Genomic DNA, 14,968 nt, shown 5'->3' on the forward strand with positions numbered 1-14,968 from the left:
TGCGGCCCGGGGCCCCGGCGGGGTGCCGTCGCCGGGGGAATACGCGCTACGGGGTGCCGGGCGTTCAACGGAGCCGAAGAATTTTCTCCGCGGGCAAAAACCTTGCCCCACGCCCCTGTTGGCGCCCCGCACCCGCACCTCAGCTGCCGCCCTGCACCCGCAGCGCGAGCGCCGGGCAGCGGCGCACCGCGAGCTGCGCACGGCGCCGCATCCGGGCCGGCAGCGGCATGCTGGCCTTCTCCGGATAGCCGTCCGGGCCCAGCTTGATGATGCCGGGCACCACATCCGCGCACAGGCCGTGGCCGCGGCACAGCGTCCAGTCGACCAGCAGCCGCTCCTGCGGCGGCGCGGCCGCCCGGGAGGGCGCGGGCGCCGGCTGGGGGACGGTGGACGGCAGCGGCCGGCTCCCGGTGACCGGCAGCGCGCCGGTCACCGGGCGGCCGCATCCGAACCCCTGCGCATGCCGCTCGAACTCCTCGGGGAAGGCGGCGAGAGCCGAGGCGACAAAGCGCGCGGTGCCGTCCGGATGGCTGCAGGCGCCGCGCTTCTCGACCGCCCGCATCCGCGCCTGGACGGCTTCCAGGGCGGCGGCGCCGCCGCCCCGTACGGCGCGGTCGAGCTGCTCGGCGAGCGCGGGCAGGCCCAGTACGCAGGGGCCGCACTGGCCGGCCGATTCGGCGCCCATCCACTGCGCGACGCGTACCGTCTCGCCGGCGGGGCAGGTGTCGTGGGGGAGCGGCAGTACCGCTCCCGCACCGAGCACCGCGTTGTACTCGGCCAGCGACTCCTTCGACAGGTTCGCGGTCAGCGCGTCGGTGGGCGAGACGAAGGTGCCGTGGTAGCCGCCGATCAGCACGCCCTGCCCCTGGTCCATGCCGCACAGCGCCAGGACCCGGGCCAGCGAGACGCCGTAGGGCACCTCCACCACCCGGCTGCCGGCGACCGTCAGCAGCAGCGTGCCGGGCTCCGTGGGCAGGCCCGTGGTGCGGTAGCCGAGTGCACCGAGCCGGGCGGCCACGGCGAGCTGGGCGTAGGTCTCGGTGTTCGACAGCAGCGTCGGCACACCGTTCAGCCCCCGCTCGCTGGAGCGGATCTTGCGGCCCGAGGGCAGGCCGGCGCCGCCGCCCAGTCCGTTCGTCATCGCGGAGCCCTCGCCGGTGACGAACCGTTCGGTCAGCAGGGTGACCCGTAACGTCGGCCGCACCGGGCCGCGTTCGTCGATGGCGCTCTGCACGGAGTTCAGCACGTCCATGCGGGTCACGCCGATCGCGACCTCCTGGGCGCCGAGCGCGTCGGCGGCCAGCAGGGCGCCGTCGAGCATCAGGTGCGGGGCGTGCAGCAGCAGCGCGGTGTCCTTGAGGCAACTGGGCTCGCCCTCGCTGCCGTTGACGACCACCGCGCCCTTGCCGTCGGCCTTGCGCATCCCGTCCATGACGGCGGTGAGCTTGCGGGCGAAGGGGAAGCCCGCACCTCCCCGGCCGCGCAGGTCGATGTCCTCGGCGAGCGCCACCAGCTCCGTGGAGCTGAGCTGGGGCAGGCCGCCGTGACGGGCGAGATGCGCCACCCGGCCCATGCGCGGCATCTCGTCGAGCCCCGCCAGCAGGCGGGGCGGGCCGAAGGACGCCAGGGTCGGCACGGGCTCCGCGGGGCCGGGAACGGCCGGGAGCGGGCGGGTGGGGGCGGGGGCGGTCATGGGAGTTCTCCTGTGTTCCTGCGTGAGTCGCGCATCCGCAGCGCGAGTCGTACGGCCACCGCGACAAGGCAGATGGCATAGCCGACGAGGGCATAGCCGGCCGCGGGACGGCCCGCCCGCAGGCCGTGCACCAGGGCCAGCCCCCAGGCGGCGTACGCGCTCATGTGCAGCCCCCGCCACCACCGGGAGGCCGTGATGCCGGTGAAGGCGCCGCGCACCGCGCCGGTCACCGCGACGGCGATGAACACATAGGCGGCGAGGGTGCCGAGGCCGATGAGGCCCGGGCGGGCGCCATCGGTGAAGGGCACCGCGGCGGCCATCGCATCGGTGTGGCCCTCGGTGACCTTGATCCAGATGTGCAGGCCGAGGAAGCCGAGGCCGGCGACGCCGGTGCCGCGGTGCACGGCCTGGGCGAGCAGCCGGTGGCCGGAGTTCAGCACCATCCGGTCGGTGGCGGCCAGGCCCCACAGCACGGTGACCGACAGGGAGACCAGCGCGAGCACCCCGGCGCCGAAGTCCAGGAAGTTCAGTACGCCGTCCATCGCGCCGGAGCGCAGCACGACGGCGAGGAAGAGCAGCAGTGCGGCCGGAAGCGCCGGGCGGAGCACGGCGGTTCCGGCGAAGCCGCCGGCCGGTCGGCGGGCCGGCGGCCCGGGTTCGTTCGGGGGACGCCGGGGGCGGGGCACGAACGGCGAGGGCCGGGCTCGGTGCGCGGCGCGGCGGCTCTGCATACGCGGTGCGGACATCGGACCTCCCGGTGTCAGGGCGCGGGTGCGGGATGCGAATTTCGATGAAATCTCCCGGGGGCGTAATTTGCCCGGGGCTTTTGTTCGGGTGACCCCCGGTAACACTAAACATTCTGTAACCGGTCGGATACGCAGGGCCGTAATCCGGATGTGTAAAAGCATCTCCGAACGCGTTCAAGCTTTCGTAAGGTTTATCGCGCTGTGACAAATTCCTGCACTGGCATCGCGGTCCCGCGGGGTGACTCCGGATGATGCCGACTCAGGCGCCCGGAGGGGCGCCAATCCCCAGTAACGGCCCCATCCCCGCCAGGATCGAGGTAGCGATGTGTGATCTCCTGAACCGCATCTGGTCGCGTCCACGAGGCGAGTGGAACCGGGTAGTCAGAAATGAACTTCCGGATCTCGCAGACAAGTTGGTCGCAGAGTTGCAACGCGGATTTCCCGCATTGTCCGCACTTCTCGGGGATACTCCCGTAGAAGAGGCACAATGGGCACTTGAACAGGCCTTGCTGACAGTTCTTGGGTACCAAAAAGAGTCGGAGAGTAAACCTCGGGCAGTACCGTCCGTGGTGACTCCGATGCCGGTGGCCCGGGCCCGCCAGGACCTGTTCGACGTCCTTGCCGGACAACGGGAGCTGCCGGAGAAGGGGTTGACCGAGCTGTCCCGTGAGGCCGGCTGGCCCATCCCCGACACCCTCCAGGCCGTCGTCCTCGCCACACCCGCCGAGGCCGCCCAGCTCGCCGCGGCACTCGGGCACGCTCTCATCGGCTCGGTCGACGGATACACCTGCCTGTTCGTCCCCGACCCGGCCACCCAGACCCGGGCCCGCCTGGAGGCGGCGCTCAAGGGACGGCCGGCCGCGGTCGGACACGTCGTACCGGCCACCGACACCGCGTCCTCGCTGCGTTGGGCCCGGTATCTGCTGACGCTGGCCCCGGGACGGGTCGGCCCCGAGTCGCGGCCCGCGTTCGTCGACGACCACCTCTCCGCGCTGCTGCTGCTCCAGGACGAGTCGCTGGCCGACGCGCTGACCTCCCGCTGGCTGGGCCCGCTGGAGGAGCTGACGCCCCGGCAGAGCGAACGGCTCGAAGTCACGCTGCTGGCGTGGCTGGAGGGCGGCGGTGCCCCCGAGGCGGCCAAACTGCTGCATGTGCACCCCCAGACGGTCCGTTACCGTTTGCGTCAGATCGAAAAGCTCTTCGGCCCGGTGCTGCGCGATCCGCGCACCCGCTTCGAGCTGGAGATGGCGCTGCGCAGCCGCCGCCTGATGGCGCACGTCCGCAGCTACCGCGCACGGGCCGGCCGCCGCGCACGGGCCGTCGCCTCGTCCATACGCCCGCTGGGCATGGCCCGTGAGGCCCGCGTCAACGGTCTTTGAGGACCGGCGGATGAAGCACCGCGCCCCTTGAGCTGACGGCCGGCCGGAACGGTGGGGGCCTTCCGGCACAGCGACAGCCACCCGGCGCCGAGCAGCGGCCCCGATCCCCGGACATCCGGGACGGGGCCGCTGCTTTGCCGTGCGCCGGGGGAGGCGTGGCCCGTTGTGCTTGTGGGCCGTACGCCGTGGGCCAGGGGCACGACCTCGGGCGGCGGCCCCTAGGGAGACGGCCACGGTCCACGACCAAGCGCCGCGACCACCGGCCACCGGCCACTGGCCACCGCTCACCGATCCCACACGGACCACCGCCCACCGAGCCCACCGCCGCCACCCCCACCACGGCCCGCGAGTGAGCCCCTTGGGGAAGATCCCCCAAGGGGCTCAGGGCTCACCGGGGTCGGTCTCAGGTGCAGTTGCGGCCGCTGTTGATGCAGTCGACCGCCTTGCTCATCAGCTGGTCCGGCATCACGTTGATGAAATCGCCGTGGTCGGTCACCGGTTTGTGCAGCTGCTCGGGGAAGCTGTCCACCGCGAAGCTGTCGCCCTGCGGGACGTCGTAGGTGATCCGCTGGGTGAGCTGCGGGATCGCCTTGAAGCCGCTGGGGCAGACGCCGTTCTGGTCCGAGAACGCCACATGGTCACGGTGGTTGCCGCTGTCGATGTCCCGGCCGTTCCAGCAGTTCTGGAAGGCGAAGGTCCGCACGACCTGGGAACCCTTGGGGCACAGCGGGTACTTGTCCTTCAGCTGCCGGTCCTCGAAGCCGGTGCAGCTCCAGGAGGCGTTGGCGTTCTTGGTGCCGTTGGTGAACGCCTTGGCATCGCCGGTGATGATCTTCATGAAGCGGGGCATCGCCTCGACCTGGCCGACCTGGCTGCCCCGGAACTTCAGGGTCACCGTGGCCGGGGTCAGGGTCGTGCCGACGTTGGCGTCCTGTGCGGCGCCCGGCTTCTGCTCCGCGGCGCCGTCCAGCTTGCGCAGCACGGGCCAGTAGTGGGTGGACTGGTCGCCGTTGTTGCAGGTGGTGTCGGAGGCGGCGAGCTTGTTGTCGTCGGCGAAGGCGTCGGTGGCCTTGTTGCCGACGTAGTCGTGGGTGTGGTGGGCGCCGTTGCTGACCCCCGGGGTCACGATGACGTTGTCGGAGTTGAAGTGGCCGTCCTCGTTGCGCCCGCACTCGGTGGTGAAGGTGCCCGTCGAGGCGTTGCCTCCCTTGGGGGCGGCGAACGGCGGGGCGTCCGCATTCGGCTGGACGGTGGTGATGTCCACGAAGTCGTCGGGGGAGGGACCGCCGGCCTGGCCCTGCTGGCCGCCGTTCTGGCCCTGCTGTCCCTGCTGGTTCGGGTCCTGCTGGTTCGGGTCCTGGCCCTGCTGCCCTTGCTGCTGACCCTGCTGGCCGCCCTGGGTCTGGTTCGGGGTCTGCCCCTGGTACCAGCCCTCCTTCACGGTCTTCGTGGCGTCGTTGCCGCCCGCGCCCGCGCCCTCGGTCACGGGCTTGGTGGTGCAGCCGCTCATCTTGATCAGATAGCCGGGACGCTTGGTGTTCTTGGCGATCGCGGTGACCATCATCCTGATGGTCTTCTCCCGCTGCGCCTTGAGCGGGGCCATGACGGCACTGCCGCTGCCGCCCATCATCTGGTGGTACGCGTCGTGCACCTGCTTGTCGAGGGCGGACAGCCCCTTGGAGACCGGGAGCTGGGCGCTGTGCGGGACGGTCCGCAGGCGCTCGCCCACATCGGGGCAGGAGATGGTGATGCCGGACGCGGTGTGCTGATGGCCGGACGCCGTGCCGGGGGTGGTCTGGTTGCCCGCCAGCGCCGTGGTGGCGTAGGCGGCCAGCCCGCCGCCGCCCAGCAGGAGGGCGGTCGCGCCGATGAGCATTCTGTTCGTCAAACGCGAGCGTTTATGGGCCTGTTGCCGTTGCCTCATGAGATCACTTCGCTTCGTCCGATGTGAGGGGTGTCGTCCTGGTCGGTTTCACAGGGGTTGTGGGCGGATCCGCAGGAACCGGGGACTGCCTGCGATCAGCTGCTGTGCAGAGTGTTGAAGTCGACGTTCCCGGTCTTCTCCAGGACCGTGATGTGGTCCAGCACGACGTCGTTGGCGCGGTCCGCCAGGGCGCGCACCATCGTGTTCTTGGTCTGGTCGCGGACCAGGGCCACCAGCCCGAAGACCTTGCCGTGGGCCCGGCGCAACAACTCGGCCAGCGTCGCGTCGAACTCCTTGCCCTGGGCGGCCTTGAGCTGCCCGAGCCAGCCCTGCTGGGCGACGTTGGGCTCCGTGGGCAGGTCGATGCCCAGCGCCCGCCCGGCCTCGTTCGACCGCTGGTCCAGCTCGGTGTGCCCCGCCACGAGGTGGTTGCCGGCCGTGCGGACGGCGGCGGTCGTCCCGCGCTGCTGCGCCATCCGGCCCGAGGGCAGCTCCCACAGCCCGGCCAGCTTGACCTTGCGTACGAAGTCCCGGTCCATCGCGGTGAGCGGACCGTAGCGGGTCTCGACCGTGCCGCCGCCGTCGTCGTCGTACGACAGGGTGGTGGTCGCCGCGGCCGCCGACTCGCCGAAGAGCTGGACGGGCAGCAGCAGCGCCGCGAGCGTGGCCACGAGCGCGGCAACCACCAGGCCGGTGGCGATGGTCCGCCCGGATGTTGCGGAATTGCTGAGGATGGACCGCACACGGCCTCCCGGTTCGTCACTACTGGAATCCCACCGGACGCTAAGTGCCGCACCACTCCGGCGGGCCCGGGTCCTCACCCCTGGACAAATTACGGCCGGGCCCGCCGCGGCACTGCTACGGTTCCGCGTGCGGGCCCGGCCGGGGTAACGGGTGACGTGCGTCGGATTTCGTATGCCCGGCCGGGCCCGTCCAGCGTGGTGTGCGCCGTGCTCAGCGTGCGTACAGGCCCGCCGCGGCCCAGCGGCGGCGGTCCCGCCGGGTGCCGGGGTCCTCGCGCTTGCCCTCCGCGTACAGGGCGTCGATCTCCGCGGCGTAGGTTCTGACGATCGCCGCCCGGCGCAGCTTGAGCGACGGCGTCAGCAGCCCGGACTCCTGGCTGAACCGGCCCGGCAGCACCCGGAAGGCGCGGATCGACTCGGCCCGCGACACCGATGCGTTGGCGCGCGCCACCGCCCGCCGCACCTCCGCCTGCAGCTGCTCCTCCGGCGTCGGCGCGGCGGAGTCGGCGCCGGGCTCGTCGCGCAGCTTGCGCCAGTGCTCCAGCGCCTCGGGGTCCAGGGTGAGCAGCGCGGTGACATAGGGCCGGTTGTCGCCGACCACCACGGCCTGCGAGATCAGCGGATGGGAGCACAGCCGCTGCTCCAGGCCCTGCGGGGCCACGCTCTTGCCGTTGCTGGTGATGAGCATGTCCTTCTTGCGGCCGGTGATGACGAGGTAGCCGTCCTCGTCCAGATGCCCCAGGTCGCCGGTCGCCAGCCAGCCGTCGTAGAGCCCGTCGCCCGCGGTGCCGTCCTCGTCGAGGTAACCGGCGAACACCACCGGACCGCGCACCCACACCTCGCCGTCCAGCGCCAGATGCACCGCGCTGCCCGGCAGCGGGCGGCCCACCGTCCCGAACCGCACCCTGCCGGGCGGCTGTACGGTGATCGCGCCGCTGGTCTCCGTCAGGCCGTAGCCGTCGTAGACGGTGATGCCCATCCCGGCGAAGAGCAGGCCCAGTTCGCGCAGGAGGGGGGAGCCGCCGGTGATCGCGGTGTGCACCCGGCCGCCCAGCGTCTGCCGGATGCGGGAGTACACCAGCCGGTCGTAGAGCGCGTGCCGGGCCCGCAGGAACGGGTCGGGGCCGCGTCCGGTGCCCCGCGCCTCCTCGGCCATCGCCTCCGCGTAGCGCACCGCCACCGTCATCGCCGCGTCGAACGTCCGCCGCCGGCCCGCCGCTTCGGCGGCCAGCCGGGCGCGGGCGCAGATCTTCTCGAAGACGTACGGCACCGCGAACAGGAACGTCGGACGGAACGAGGCCAGGGCCGGCAGCAACTCCTCCGACGACACATCGGGCTGATGGGCGAGCTTCACCCCGCCGCGCAGACACGCCACCTGCACCATCAGCCCGTAGATCTGCGCGAACGGCAGGAAGGCCAGCAGCGAGGGGCGTTCGCCGGGCGCGGCCAGCAGCCCGCCCCAGCCCGCGTAGAGGGTGTCGCACTCGGCGGCGAGATTGGCGTGGGTGATCACACAGCCGCGCGGGCGCCCGGTGGTCCCCGAGGTGTACACGATCGCCGCGATCCCCTCGGGGGAGACCGTGTGGCGCAGCCGGTGCACCTCCGCCTCGGGCAGCCGGGTGCCCTCCTCCGACAGCCGCCGGACGCAGTCCAGGTCCAGCTGCCACAGCCGGCGCAGTCTGGCCGGCTCGTCGCAGGCCTCGGCCACGGTCATGGCCTGCGCCTCGTTCTCGACGACGATCGCGGTGATCTTCGCCCCGGCGAGGATGCAGCGCACCTGCTCGGCCGAGGCGGTCGGATAGACCGGTACGAGCTGTCCGCCGATCGCCCACAGCGCATAGGTGAACAGAGTCCACTCGTAGCGCGTACGGGACATCAGCGCGACCCGGGTGCCGGGCCGTACCCCGTCCGCCAGCAGCCCCCTGGCCAGGGCCATGACCTCGTCCCGGAACTCCGCCGCGGACACCTCCTGCCAGCCGCCGGGCGCTCTGGCGTCGCGGCGGGCGAGCTGAGCGAAATCCGGCTGGTGGTTCGCGGTGTCGAAAACCGAGTCGGCAAGACCGCCGGTCCGCAGTCGAGCCGCCACGGCCGGAACGCTGATGTCGCGCACAGCACCTCCTAGGTGTTCCCCCTCGGCCCCCTGGTCCTGCCGACGTCCCGACGGCAGGGGGGCAAGTTATCGGCCGGGCTCACGGCTGCCCAGATCTGTGGCTACTCTTGAGCGGAAGCCGATAACTCTTGACGACCGGACAACCCGAGGAGGACGCCGGATGTACCGCATCCTCGATCTCTGGCGCCTGTACACCTCGGCCCTCTTCTTCCTCCTGGCCGGCTTCCTGCTCACACAGACGGGGCTCACCACCGCCCTGACCGCCGCCGCGACCACCGGCGCGCTGCTGCTCCTGTGCCGCGCCTTCCTGATCGCGGCCTGCGCCCGGCCGCTGCCACCGGGCCGGATCCGTACGGCGCTGCGCGACCGCGAGCGGCGTACGGCCTTCCTGCCCCAACGTGATCCCGACGCGGCAGGCCGCCCGCGCCCCCGAGCACCGGGCCGCGCCCTCCCGACGGCCGCGTAGGCGCCCGGTCCGCTCACCGCACCGCATCCGGTCCGCAGCACCGCACCGCCGGTCTGCACCGCCGCATCCGGTCCGGTCACCGCACCGATTCCGCGTCCGCGCGGCTCGTCACGCCGAATCCTCATCCCGGCACGACGAGACCCCGTGGAGGGCTCACCCATGTCCATGTTCGGCTTCCTCGGCGACGCGCTGGCGCACGGCGCCGAGGCGCTCGCCCCGCTCTTCGGCCCCGCGGCGATGGCCGCCACCATCGTGCTGTGCACCCTGGGTGTCCGCGCCGCGCTGCACCCGCTCGCCCGCGCCGCGGCCCGCGGCGAGAAGGCTCGTACGGCGCTCGCCCCGCAGCTCGCCGCGCTGCAGCGCAAGCACAAGGGCCACCCCGAGCGCCTGCAGAAGGCGACCTCCGAGCTGTACGCCGAGACCGGCTCCTCGCCACTGGCCGGCTGTCTGCCGACCCTGCTCCAGATGCCCGTCTTCTTCGTGATGTACCACCTGTTCACCACCGGGGGCGGCGGCCTCCTGCAGCACACACTGCTGGGGGCGCCGCTCGGCGGCCACTGGAGCCAGGCGCTGGCGGACGGCGGGCCCTTCGGTCCGCAGGGACGGGTCTACCTCGCGCTGTTCGCGCTGATCGCGGCCGTCGCCACCTGGAACTACCGCCGGGCCCGCGCCACGATGGCCAAGGCCCCGCAGCCGGCCGCGGGCGCCGGCCCGGCACTGCCCGGGATGGCCTCCATGGCCAAGGTGATGCCGCTGCTGTCCTTCGGCACGCTGGTCACGGTGGCCGTGGTGCCGCTGGCCGCCGGGCTCTACATGGTCACGACGACGACCTGGACGGTCTGCGAGCGGGCGCTGCTGCACCGGGACCGGAAGCGCGCCGAGGCGGACGCGGACGCGGCCACCGCGGCGGCCCGGCCCGAGGGGAAGCCGGCCGGAGGCAAGCAGGCCAAGGGGGCGCCGGCCAAGGCACTGGCGGCAAAGGGGACGCCGGCCAAGGGGGCGCCGGCTCGTACCAAGGCGAAGGCCGCCGCCCCGTCCGGGGACCAGGTGCCCGCCCCGGCCGACGGCGCCACGGGCACGCGGGCCCCGCAGCAGGGTCCTTCGTCGCAGCGTCCGGCACAGCAGGGTCCGGCGTCGCAGCGTACGGACCGCAAGGGCGCGCCGAAGAGCCGCGCGGCCCGGCAGCGCGCGGCCCGGGCGAGGGCCAACTCCCAGGCCGGGGCAGGCTCCCAGGCGGGGGCCGACTCCCGGACCGGGGCCGGCTCCCGGAGCAGGATTCGCCCGGCCGACGGGCCGAAGCCGCAGAAGGCCGGGGCTTCCCGCGAGGCCGTCGCGGAGACCGCCACTACCACCCGGTAACGGTCCAGTCCGTGAACGGGGTCTTGCGGACCGGACCCCGTTCTTGGACGATCGCCCAAATCGCTCGATGGCCGTCCCCCATCGGCCGGCCCGGAACTCCCCTGTCCCGGGCCGACCTTCGACCACGGGAGTGGAGCCGATGAAGCTGATGCGTGTCGGAACGGCCGGGGCGGAACGCCCGGCGCTGCTCGATGAGGCCGGGGTCCTGCGGGACCTGTCCGGCCTGGTGCCGGACATCGACGGAGCGCTGCTCGCCGACGACGGAACACTGGCCCGCCTCCGCGCCGCCGCCGCGTCCGGTGAGCTGCCACCGCTCGATGCGGCCGGGCTGCGCACCGGCCCGCCGCTGGCCCGGATCGGCAAGATCGTGTGCGTCGGGCTGAACTACCACGACCACGCCCGGGAGACGGGGGCCACGCCCCCCGAGGAGCCGATCCTCTTCCTGAAGGCCCCGGACACGGTCGTCGGCCCCGAGGACACCGTGCTGGTCCCGCGCGGCAGCGTGAAGACCGACTGGGAGGTGGAGCTGGCGGTCGTCATCGGCCGCCGGGCCCGCTACCTCGAGAGCGATGCACAGGCACTGGCGGCGGTGGCCGGCTACGCCGTGGCACACGACGTCTCCGAACGCGCCTTCCAGATCGAGTGCGGCGGCCAGTGGGACAAGGGCAAGAACTGCGAGACGTTCAACCCCCTGGGCCCGTGGCTGGTGACCGCCGACGAGGTCCCCGACCCGCAGGCCCTCGGCCTGCGGCTGTGGGTCAACGGCGAGCTGAAACAGGACGGCACCACCGCCGAACAGATCTTCCCGGTGGCCGAAGTGGTCCGCTACATCAGCCGGTTCATGACCCTCCACCCCGGCGACATCATCAACACCGGCACCCCGGCCGGCGTCGCCATGGGCCACCCGGACCCCAAGCCGTACCTGCGCGCCGGCGACATTGTGGAACTGGAGATCGACGGCCTGGGACGGCAGCGCCAGCGCCTACGCGAAGCGTAGTTTTTCTCCACGTTTTCGGCTTTCCCGCCGTGGGGGTTTGTCGCCGTTTGCCGCCCGCTTCGCGGTGCGTGCGCCGTTGCTCCCCCACGCCCTTTAGGGCCCTTTAGGCAGTGGGGGAGCAACGGCGGGAAAGACGAAGACGCGGGATTCAGCCCACGATCCGGACCGTACGGCCCTCCGCGGCCGAACGCTTCGCGGCCTCCAGGACGCGGAGGGCGGCCGCCGCCTCGGTGGCGGTCACCGGTGGGCGGCCGCCCTCGCGCAGCGCCCGTGCGATCGCGGCATAGTAGGCGGGGTAGTCGCCCGGCAGCGTCGGTACCCGCTCGCCGCCACCGCTCTGCGGGGAGGACCCGGCACCGGTCCGGCCCCAGCGGGACTCCGGCTCCACGCCCCAGTCGCCCTCCCCGTCACCGGGCCGGCGGCCCTCGCGCAGTGCGGCCTCCTGCGGGTCCAGGCCGTGCTTCACATAGCCCGCCCGGCTGCCCAGCACCCGGAAGCGCGGGCCCAGCATGGCCGCGGTGGCGCTCATCCACAGGTGGGAGCGGACGCCGTTCGCGTGCGTGAGGGCGATGAAGGAGTCGTCGTCGGCCTCCGCGCCCGGGCGGCGGACCACGGACTCGGCGTAGACGGAGACGGCCGGGCCGAAGAGGACCAGCGCCTGGTCGACGAGGTGGCTGCCGAGGTCGTAGAGCAGGCCGCCGATCTCCGCCGGGTCGCCGGACTCGCGCCAGCCGCCCTTGGGCTGCGGCCGCCAGCGCTCGAAGCGGGACTCGAAGCGCTGGACGTCGCCGAGCTCGCCCCGTTCGACCAGCGTGCGGACGGTGCGGAAGTCGTTGTCCCAGCGGCGGTTCTGGAAGACGGAGAGCAGCAGGCCGCGGTCCTCGGCGAGCGCCGCCAGTTTCTCGGCCTCGGCGGCGGTCGCGGCCAGCGGCTTGTCGACCACCACCGGCAGACCGGCCTCCAGAGCGGCGGTGGCGAGCGGCACATGCGTCTTGTTCGGTGTCGCCAGCACGATCAGATCGAGGTCCGCGGCGCGGGCGAGCACCGCCTCGGGGGTGTCGACCGTACGGACCCCGGGATGCTCGGCGCGGGCCTGCGCCTGCCGCTCCGGGTGGGTGGTCGAGACGGTGTCGAGTCGCAGGCCCTCGGTGGCCGCGATCAGCGGGGCGTGGAAGACCGAGCCCGCCAGGCCGTAGCCGATGAGGCCGACGCGGAGCGGGTCGTGAGGGGCGGCGGCGGTGCCGGTGGAGTCGCGCTTCTCGCTCATGGGCCCACTTAAGCAACGCTGTTGCCAAAGTGCAAGCGATGCGGACAATGGGTGGGTGACCTGCAATGACCTCCCCCATGACGGCCCCGTCGGCGTGCCTCCGGGCGCCAATCTCCCCGCCCTGCGCGGGCACAACGCCGCGCTGGTGCTCGGGCTGCTGCGCGCGGCCGGCGAGGAGGGCGTCAGCCGGCGGGAGCTCGCCGGCCGCACCGGGCTGACCCCGCAGGCCGTCAGCAAGATCACCGCCCGGCTGCGGGACGGCGGCCTGGTCACCGAGGCGGGCCGCCGCGCCTCCACGGGCGGTAAGCCCGCCACCGTCCTGCGACTGGTCCCCGGCGCCCGGCACGCCGTCGGACTGCATCTGGACCGCGACGAGCTCACCGCCGTCCTCGCCGACCTCGCGGGCGAAGCGGTCGGCGTACGGCGTGCCCCGCTCGCCTTCGAGGAGGGCGCCGGGCAGGTGCTCGCCACCGTCGAACGGGAGGTCGCCGCCCTGCGCGCCGAGGCCGGCGGGCCGCCGGTGCTGGGCGCCGGGGTGGCCTGCCCCGGCCCGCTGGACCACACCACCGGCGTCCTGCACCGGGTCACCGGCGCGCCACGGTGGGACGGCTTCCCGCTGCGGGACGCAGCTGCCGAACGCCTCGGCCTGCCCGTCATCCTGGACAAGGACACCAACGCGGCGGCACTGGGCCTGGCCCAGGGGATACCGGCGGGCGCCGGCTCCTTCGGGTACCTCCATCTGGGCACCGGCCTCGGCGCCGGGCTCGTACTGGGCGGCAGCCTCTACCGCGGTCCGCGCACCGGTGCCGGTGAATTCGGCCACCAGATCGTGCAGTGGGACGGCCCGCGCTGCGGCTGCGGACGGCGTGGCTGCATCGAGGCGCTGTGCCTGGCGGCGGTCGCCCGCGGCGATCTGCCGGGCGCCGCACGGGTGTTGGGCGTGGGCGCCGCCAACCTCGTGGAGCTGCTGGACATCGACCGGGTGCTGCTCGGCGGCCGCACCGTACTGGACCACCCCGACGCGTTCCTCGACGGCGTGACCACGGCACTCGCCGAGCAGGCCCGTACCCGCGGCAGGGCGGCCGGGGCCGGGGGGACGGTGCCGGTGGCGCTCGCCCGCGGCGGTGCGCGGGTGGTCGCGGACGGCGCGGCGGAACTGGTGCTGGCACCGCTCTTCGGGGACCGGCAGGCCGGCCTGGGGGGCGGGCGGGCCTCCTGAGCCTGTGCGCGTACTGACCTGTGCAGCCTGCGCATGTCCTGAGCCTGTGCACTTCCTGAGCCGGGCGGCCCCCCCTTGAGGTACCTCGCGGCCTCGCGCACCGCGCACCGCCCGTGTACCGCCCCCCTCCGCGCCGCCCCCGCGCCGCCCCTTCCGCCCGTAGTGCGAGGATCACCGCGTGGAGTTCCCGTACGGCCAGGATCCTGGCGCACCCATCCGGTCCGGCGTCCCCGAGCACGGACGCATCCCCAAGTACTACGCGGCCAAGGTCGACATCGCCGCGCTGCTGGAGGAGTTGGGCGAGGGCGAGGTGCTGCCCACCGAGCGCGAGCTGGCGCTGCGCTTCGAGGTCTCCCGCGAGACCCTGCGCCAGGCCCTGCGTGAGCTGATCCTGGAGGGGCGGCTGCGGCGGCTGGGGCGGGGCACGGTCGTCGCGGGCCCCAAGATGGAGCAGTCGCTGTCGCTCGCGAGCTATACGGAGGGCGTACGCAGCCAGGGACGCAAGCCGGGCCGGCATCTCGTCAGCCTGGACCGGTTCCCGTGTCCGCCGCAGCTCGCCGGCGATCTGGGGCTCGACGTGGGCGACGCCGTCTGGCACATGGAGCGGGTGCTGCTCGCCGACGACGAGCGGGTCGGGCTGGAGAGCACCTATGTCGCGGTCGAGCGGGTGCCGGACCTCGCCACCGACTTCGCACCGGACTCGTCCTTCTACGCCTATCTCCACCAGCGGCTGGGCATCGGCTTCGGCGACGCGGACGAGCGGCTGGAGACCGTCCTCGCCACCCCGCGCGAGGCACTGCTGATCGGCACGCCGGGCGCACTGCCGATGCTGCTGATCCACCGGCTCTCGCGGGACACCCGGGGCCGCCCGCTGGAACGGGTGCGCTCGCTCTACCGGGGCGACCGGTTCTCCTTCACCACGCATTTGGGGAAGCCTGCCGGGGCGGAGTGAAGGCGGGGTGGGGCGGGACTTTGAAGGCAGGTCCTAGGTCCGCCGGTCGAGCGCCGGCCCCCGCCTGACTCGGCCCGAGCTCCTGGAGGTCACGAGAAGATAACGGGTCTAGG

The 14,968-nt window shown here is 73.0% G+C and carries 12 protein-coding genes; 6 read left to right on the forward strand and 6 right to left on the reverse strand.

Annotated features, from left to right (window positions below; translation table 11 throughout):
• Positions 1 to 139: 139 nt before the first annotated feature.
• Positions 140 to 1,693 (reverse strand): NADH-quinone oxidoreductase subunit NuoF family protein, encoded by a 1,554-nt coding sequence (locus D9V36_RS27945; protein ID WP_129296174.1) that lies wholly within the window; start codon positions 1,691 to 1,693, stop codon positions 140 to 142.
• Entirely contained in the window at positions 1,690 to 2,439 is a 750-nt protein-coding gene (locus D9V36_RS27950) for a hypothetical protein (RefSeq protein ID WP_129296175.1), read from the reverse strand. The genes D9V36_RS27945 and D9V36_RS27950 overlap by 4 nt, the downstream gene beginning before the upstream one ends.
• 566 nt (positions 2,440 to 3,005) lie before the next feature.
• Between D9V36_RS27950 and D9V36_RS27955 the strand changes: the two genes are divergently transcribed.
• Positions 3,006 to 3,818 carry a PucR family transcriptional regulator gene (locus D9V36_RS27955; RefSeq protein WP_241721070.1) on the forward strand — a complete coding sequence of 271 codons (813 nt, stop codon included), beginning with the start codon at positions 3,006 to 3,008 and terminating at the stop codon, positions 3,816 to 3,818.
• A 403-nt stretch (positions 3,819 to 4,221) separates the two neighbouring features.
• Here D9V36_RS27955 and D9V36_RS27960 read toward each other — a convergent pair whose 3' ends face one another.
• From D9V36_RS27960 to D9V36_RS27970, 3 genes are all read right to left on the reverse strand, one after another.
• Complete coding sequence (locus D9V36_RS27960; protein WP_129298739.1) at positions 4,222 to 5,694, reverse strand: DUF1996 domain-containing protein; 1,473 nt, start codon at positions 5,692 to 5,694, stop codon at positions 4,222 to 4,224.
• 143 nt (positions 5,695 to 5,837) lie between these two features.
• The gene (locus tag D9V36_RS27965; RefSeq protein WP_129296176.1) at positions 5,838 to 6,485 is read right to left on the reverse strand and encodes a DUF4142 domain-containing protein; all 648 of its coding nucleotides are present in this window, start codon (positions 6,483 to 6,485) and stop codon (positions 5,838 to 5,840) included.
• A gap of 211 nt (positions 6,486 to 6,696) precedes the next feature.
• Entirely contained in the window at positions 6,697 to 8,595 is a 1,899-nt protein-coding gene (locus tag D9V36_RS27970; protein WP_129296177.1) for an AMP-dependent synthetase/ligase, read from the reverse strand.
• Positions 8,596 to 8,755: 160 nt separating this feature from the next.
• On the opposite strand from D9V36_RS27970, the gene D9V36_RS27975 reads away from it, so the two are divergent.
• The 3 genes from D9V36_RS27975 (at position 8,756) to D9V36_RS27985 (ending at position 11,417) form a co-directional block, all read left to right on the forward strand.
• Positions 8,756 to 9,061: a DUF6412 domain-containing protein gene (locus D9V36_RS27975; RefSeq protein ID WP_129296178.1), complete on the forward strand. Its 306-nt coding sequence runs from the start codon at positions 8,756 to 8,758 to the stop codon at positions 9,059 to 9,061.
• A 159-nt stretch (positions 9,062 to 9,220) separates the two neighbouring features.
• On the forward strand, positions 9,221 to 10,420 hold the full coding sequence (yidC, locus tag D9V36_RS42715; protein WP_129296179.1) for a YidC/Oxa1 family membrane protein insertase: 1,200 nt from the start codon (positions 9,221 to 9,223) through the stop codon (positions 10,418 to 10,420).
• Positions 10,421 to 10,559: 139 nt separating this feature from the next.
• Positions 10,560 to 11,417 (forward strand): fumarylacetoacetate hydrolase family protein, encoded by an 858-nt coding sequence (locus tag D9V36_RS27985; RefSeq protein WP_129296180.1) that lies wholly within the window; start codon positions 10,560 to 10,562, stop codon positions 11,415 to 11,417.
• Positions 11,418 to 11,565: 148 nt separating this feature from the next.
• Here the strand turns inward: D9V36_RS27985 and D9V36_RS27990 are convergent, their stop codons facing one another.
• The gene (locus tag D9V36_RS27990) at positions 11,566 to 12,684 is read right to left on the reverse strand and encodes a Gfo/Idh/MocA family oxidoreductase (protein WP_129296181.1); all 1,119 of its coding nucleotides are present in this window, start codon (positions 12,682 to 12,684) and stop codon (positions 11,566 to 11,568) included.
• Positions 12,685 to 12,739: 55 nt separating this feature from the next.
• On the opposite strand from D9V36_RS27990, the gene D9V36_RS27995 reads away from it, so the two are divergent.
• Together D9V36_RS27995 and D9V36_RS28000 are read left to right on the forward strand one after the other, a co-directional pair.
• Entirely contained in the window at positions 12,740 to 13,903 is a 1,164-nt protein-coding gene (locus tag D9V36_RS27995) for an ROK family transcriptional regulator (protein ID WP_241721071.1), read from the forward strand.
• A gap of 178 nt (positions 13,904 to 14,081) precedes the next feature.
• A complete protein-coding gene (locus D9V36_RS28000; RefSeq protein ID WP_129296183.1) occupies positions 14,082 to 14,855 on the forward strand; it encodes a GntR family transcriptional regulator in 774 nt (257 codons plus the stop codon).
• Positions 14,856 to 14,968: the final 113 nt, after the last annotated feature.

Source organism: Streptomyces lydicus (assembly GCF_004125265.1).
Lineage (GTDB): Bacteria > Actinomycetota > Actinomycetes > Streptomycetales > Streptomycetaceae > Streptomyces > Streptomyces lydicus_C.

Bases quoted from the DNA above. Each gene is read 5' to 3' on its own strand.
- D9V36_RS27950 (WP_129296175.1), bottom strand. From the start codon at position 2,439: ATGTCCGCACCGCGTATGCAGAGCCGCCGCGCCGCGCACCGAGCCCGG.
- D9V36_RS27990 (WP_129296181.1), bottom strand. From the start codon at position 12,684: ATGAGCGAGAAGCGCGACTCCACCGGCACCGCCGCCGCCCCTCACGAC.
- D9V36_RS27985 (WP_129296180.1), top strand. From the start codon at position 10,560: ATGAAGCTGATGCGTGTCGGAACGGCCGGGGCGGAACGCCCGGCGCTG.
- D9V36_RS27960 (WP_129298739.1), bottom strand. From the start codon at position 5,694: ATGCTCATCGGCGCGACCGCCCTCCTGCTGGGCGGCGGCGGGCTGGCC.
- D9V36_RS27975 (WP_129296178.1), top strand. From the start codon at position 8,756: ATGTACCGCATCCTCGATCTCTGGCGCCTGTACACCTCGGCCCTCTTC.
- yidC (WP_129296179.1), top strand. From the start codon at position 9,221: ATGTCCATGTTCGGCTTCCTCGGCGACGCGCTGGCGCACGGCGCCGAG.
- D9V36_RS27945 (WP_129296174.1), bottom strand. From the start codon at position 1,693: ATGACCGCCCCCGCCCCCACCCGCCCGCTCCCGGCCGTTCCCGGCCCC.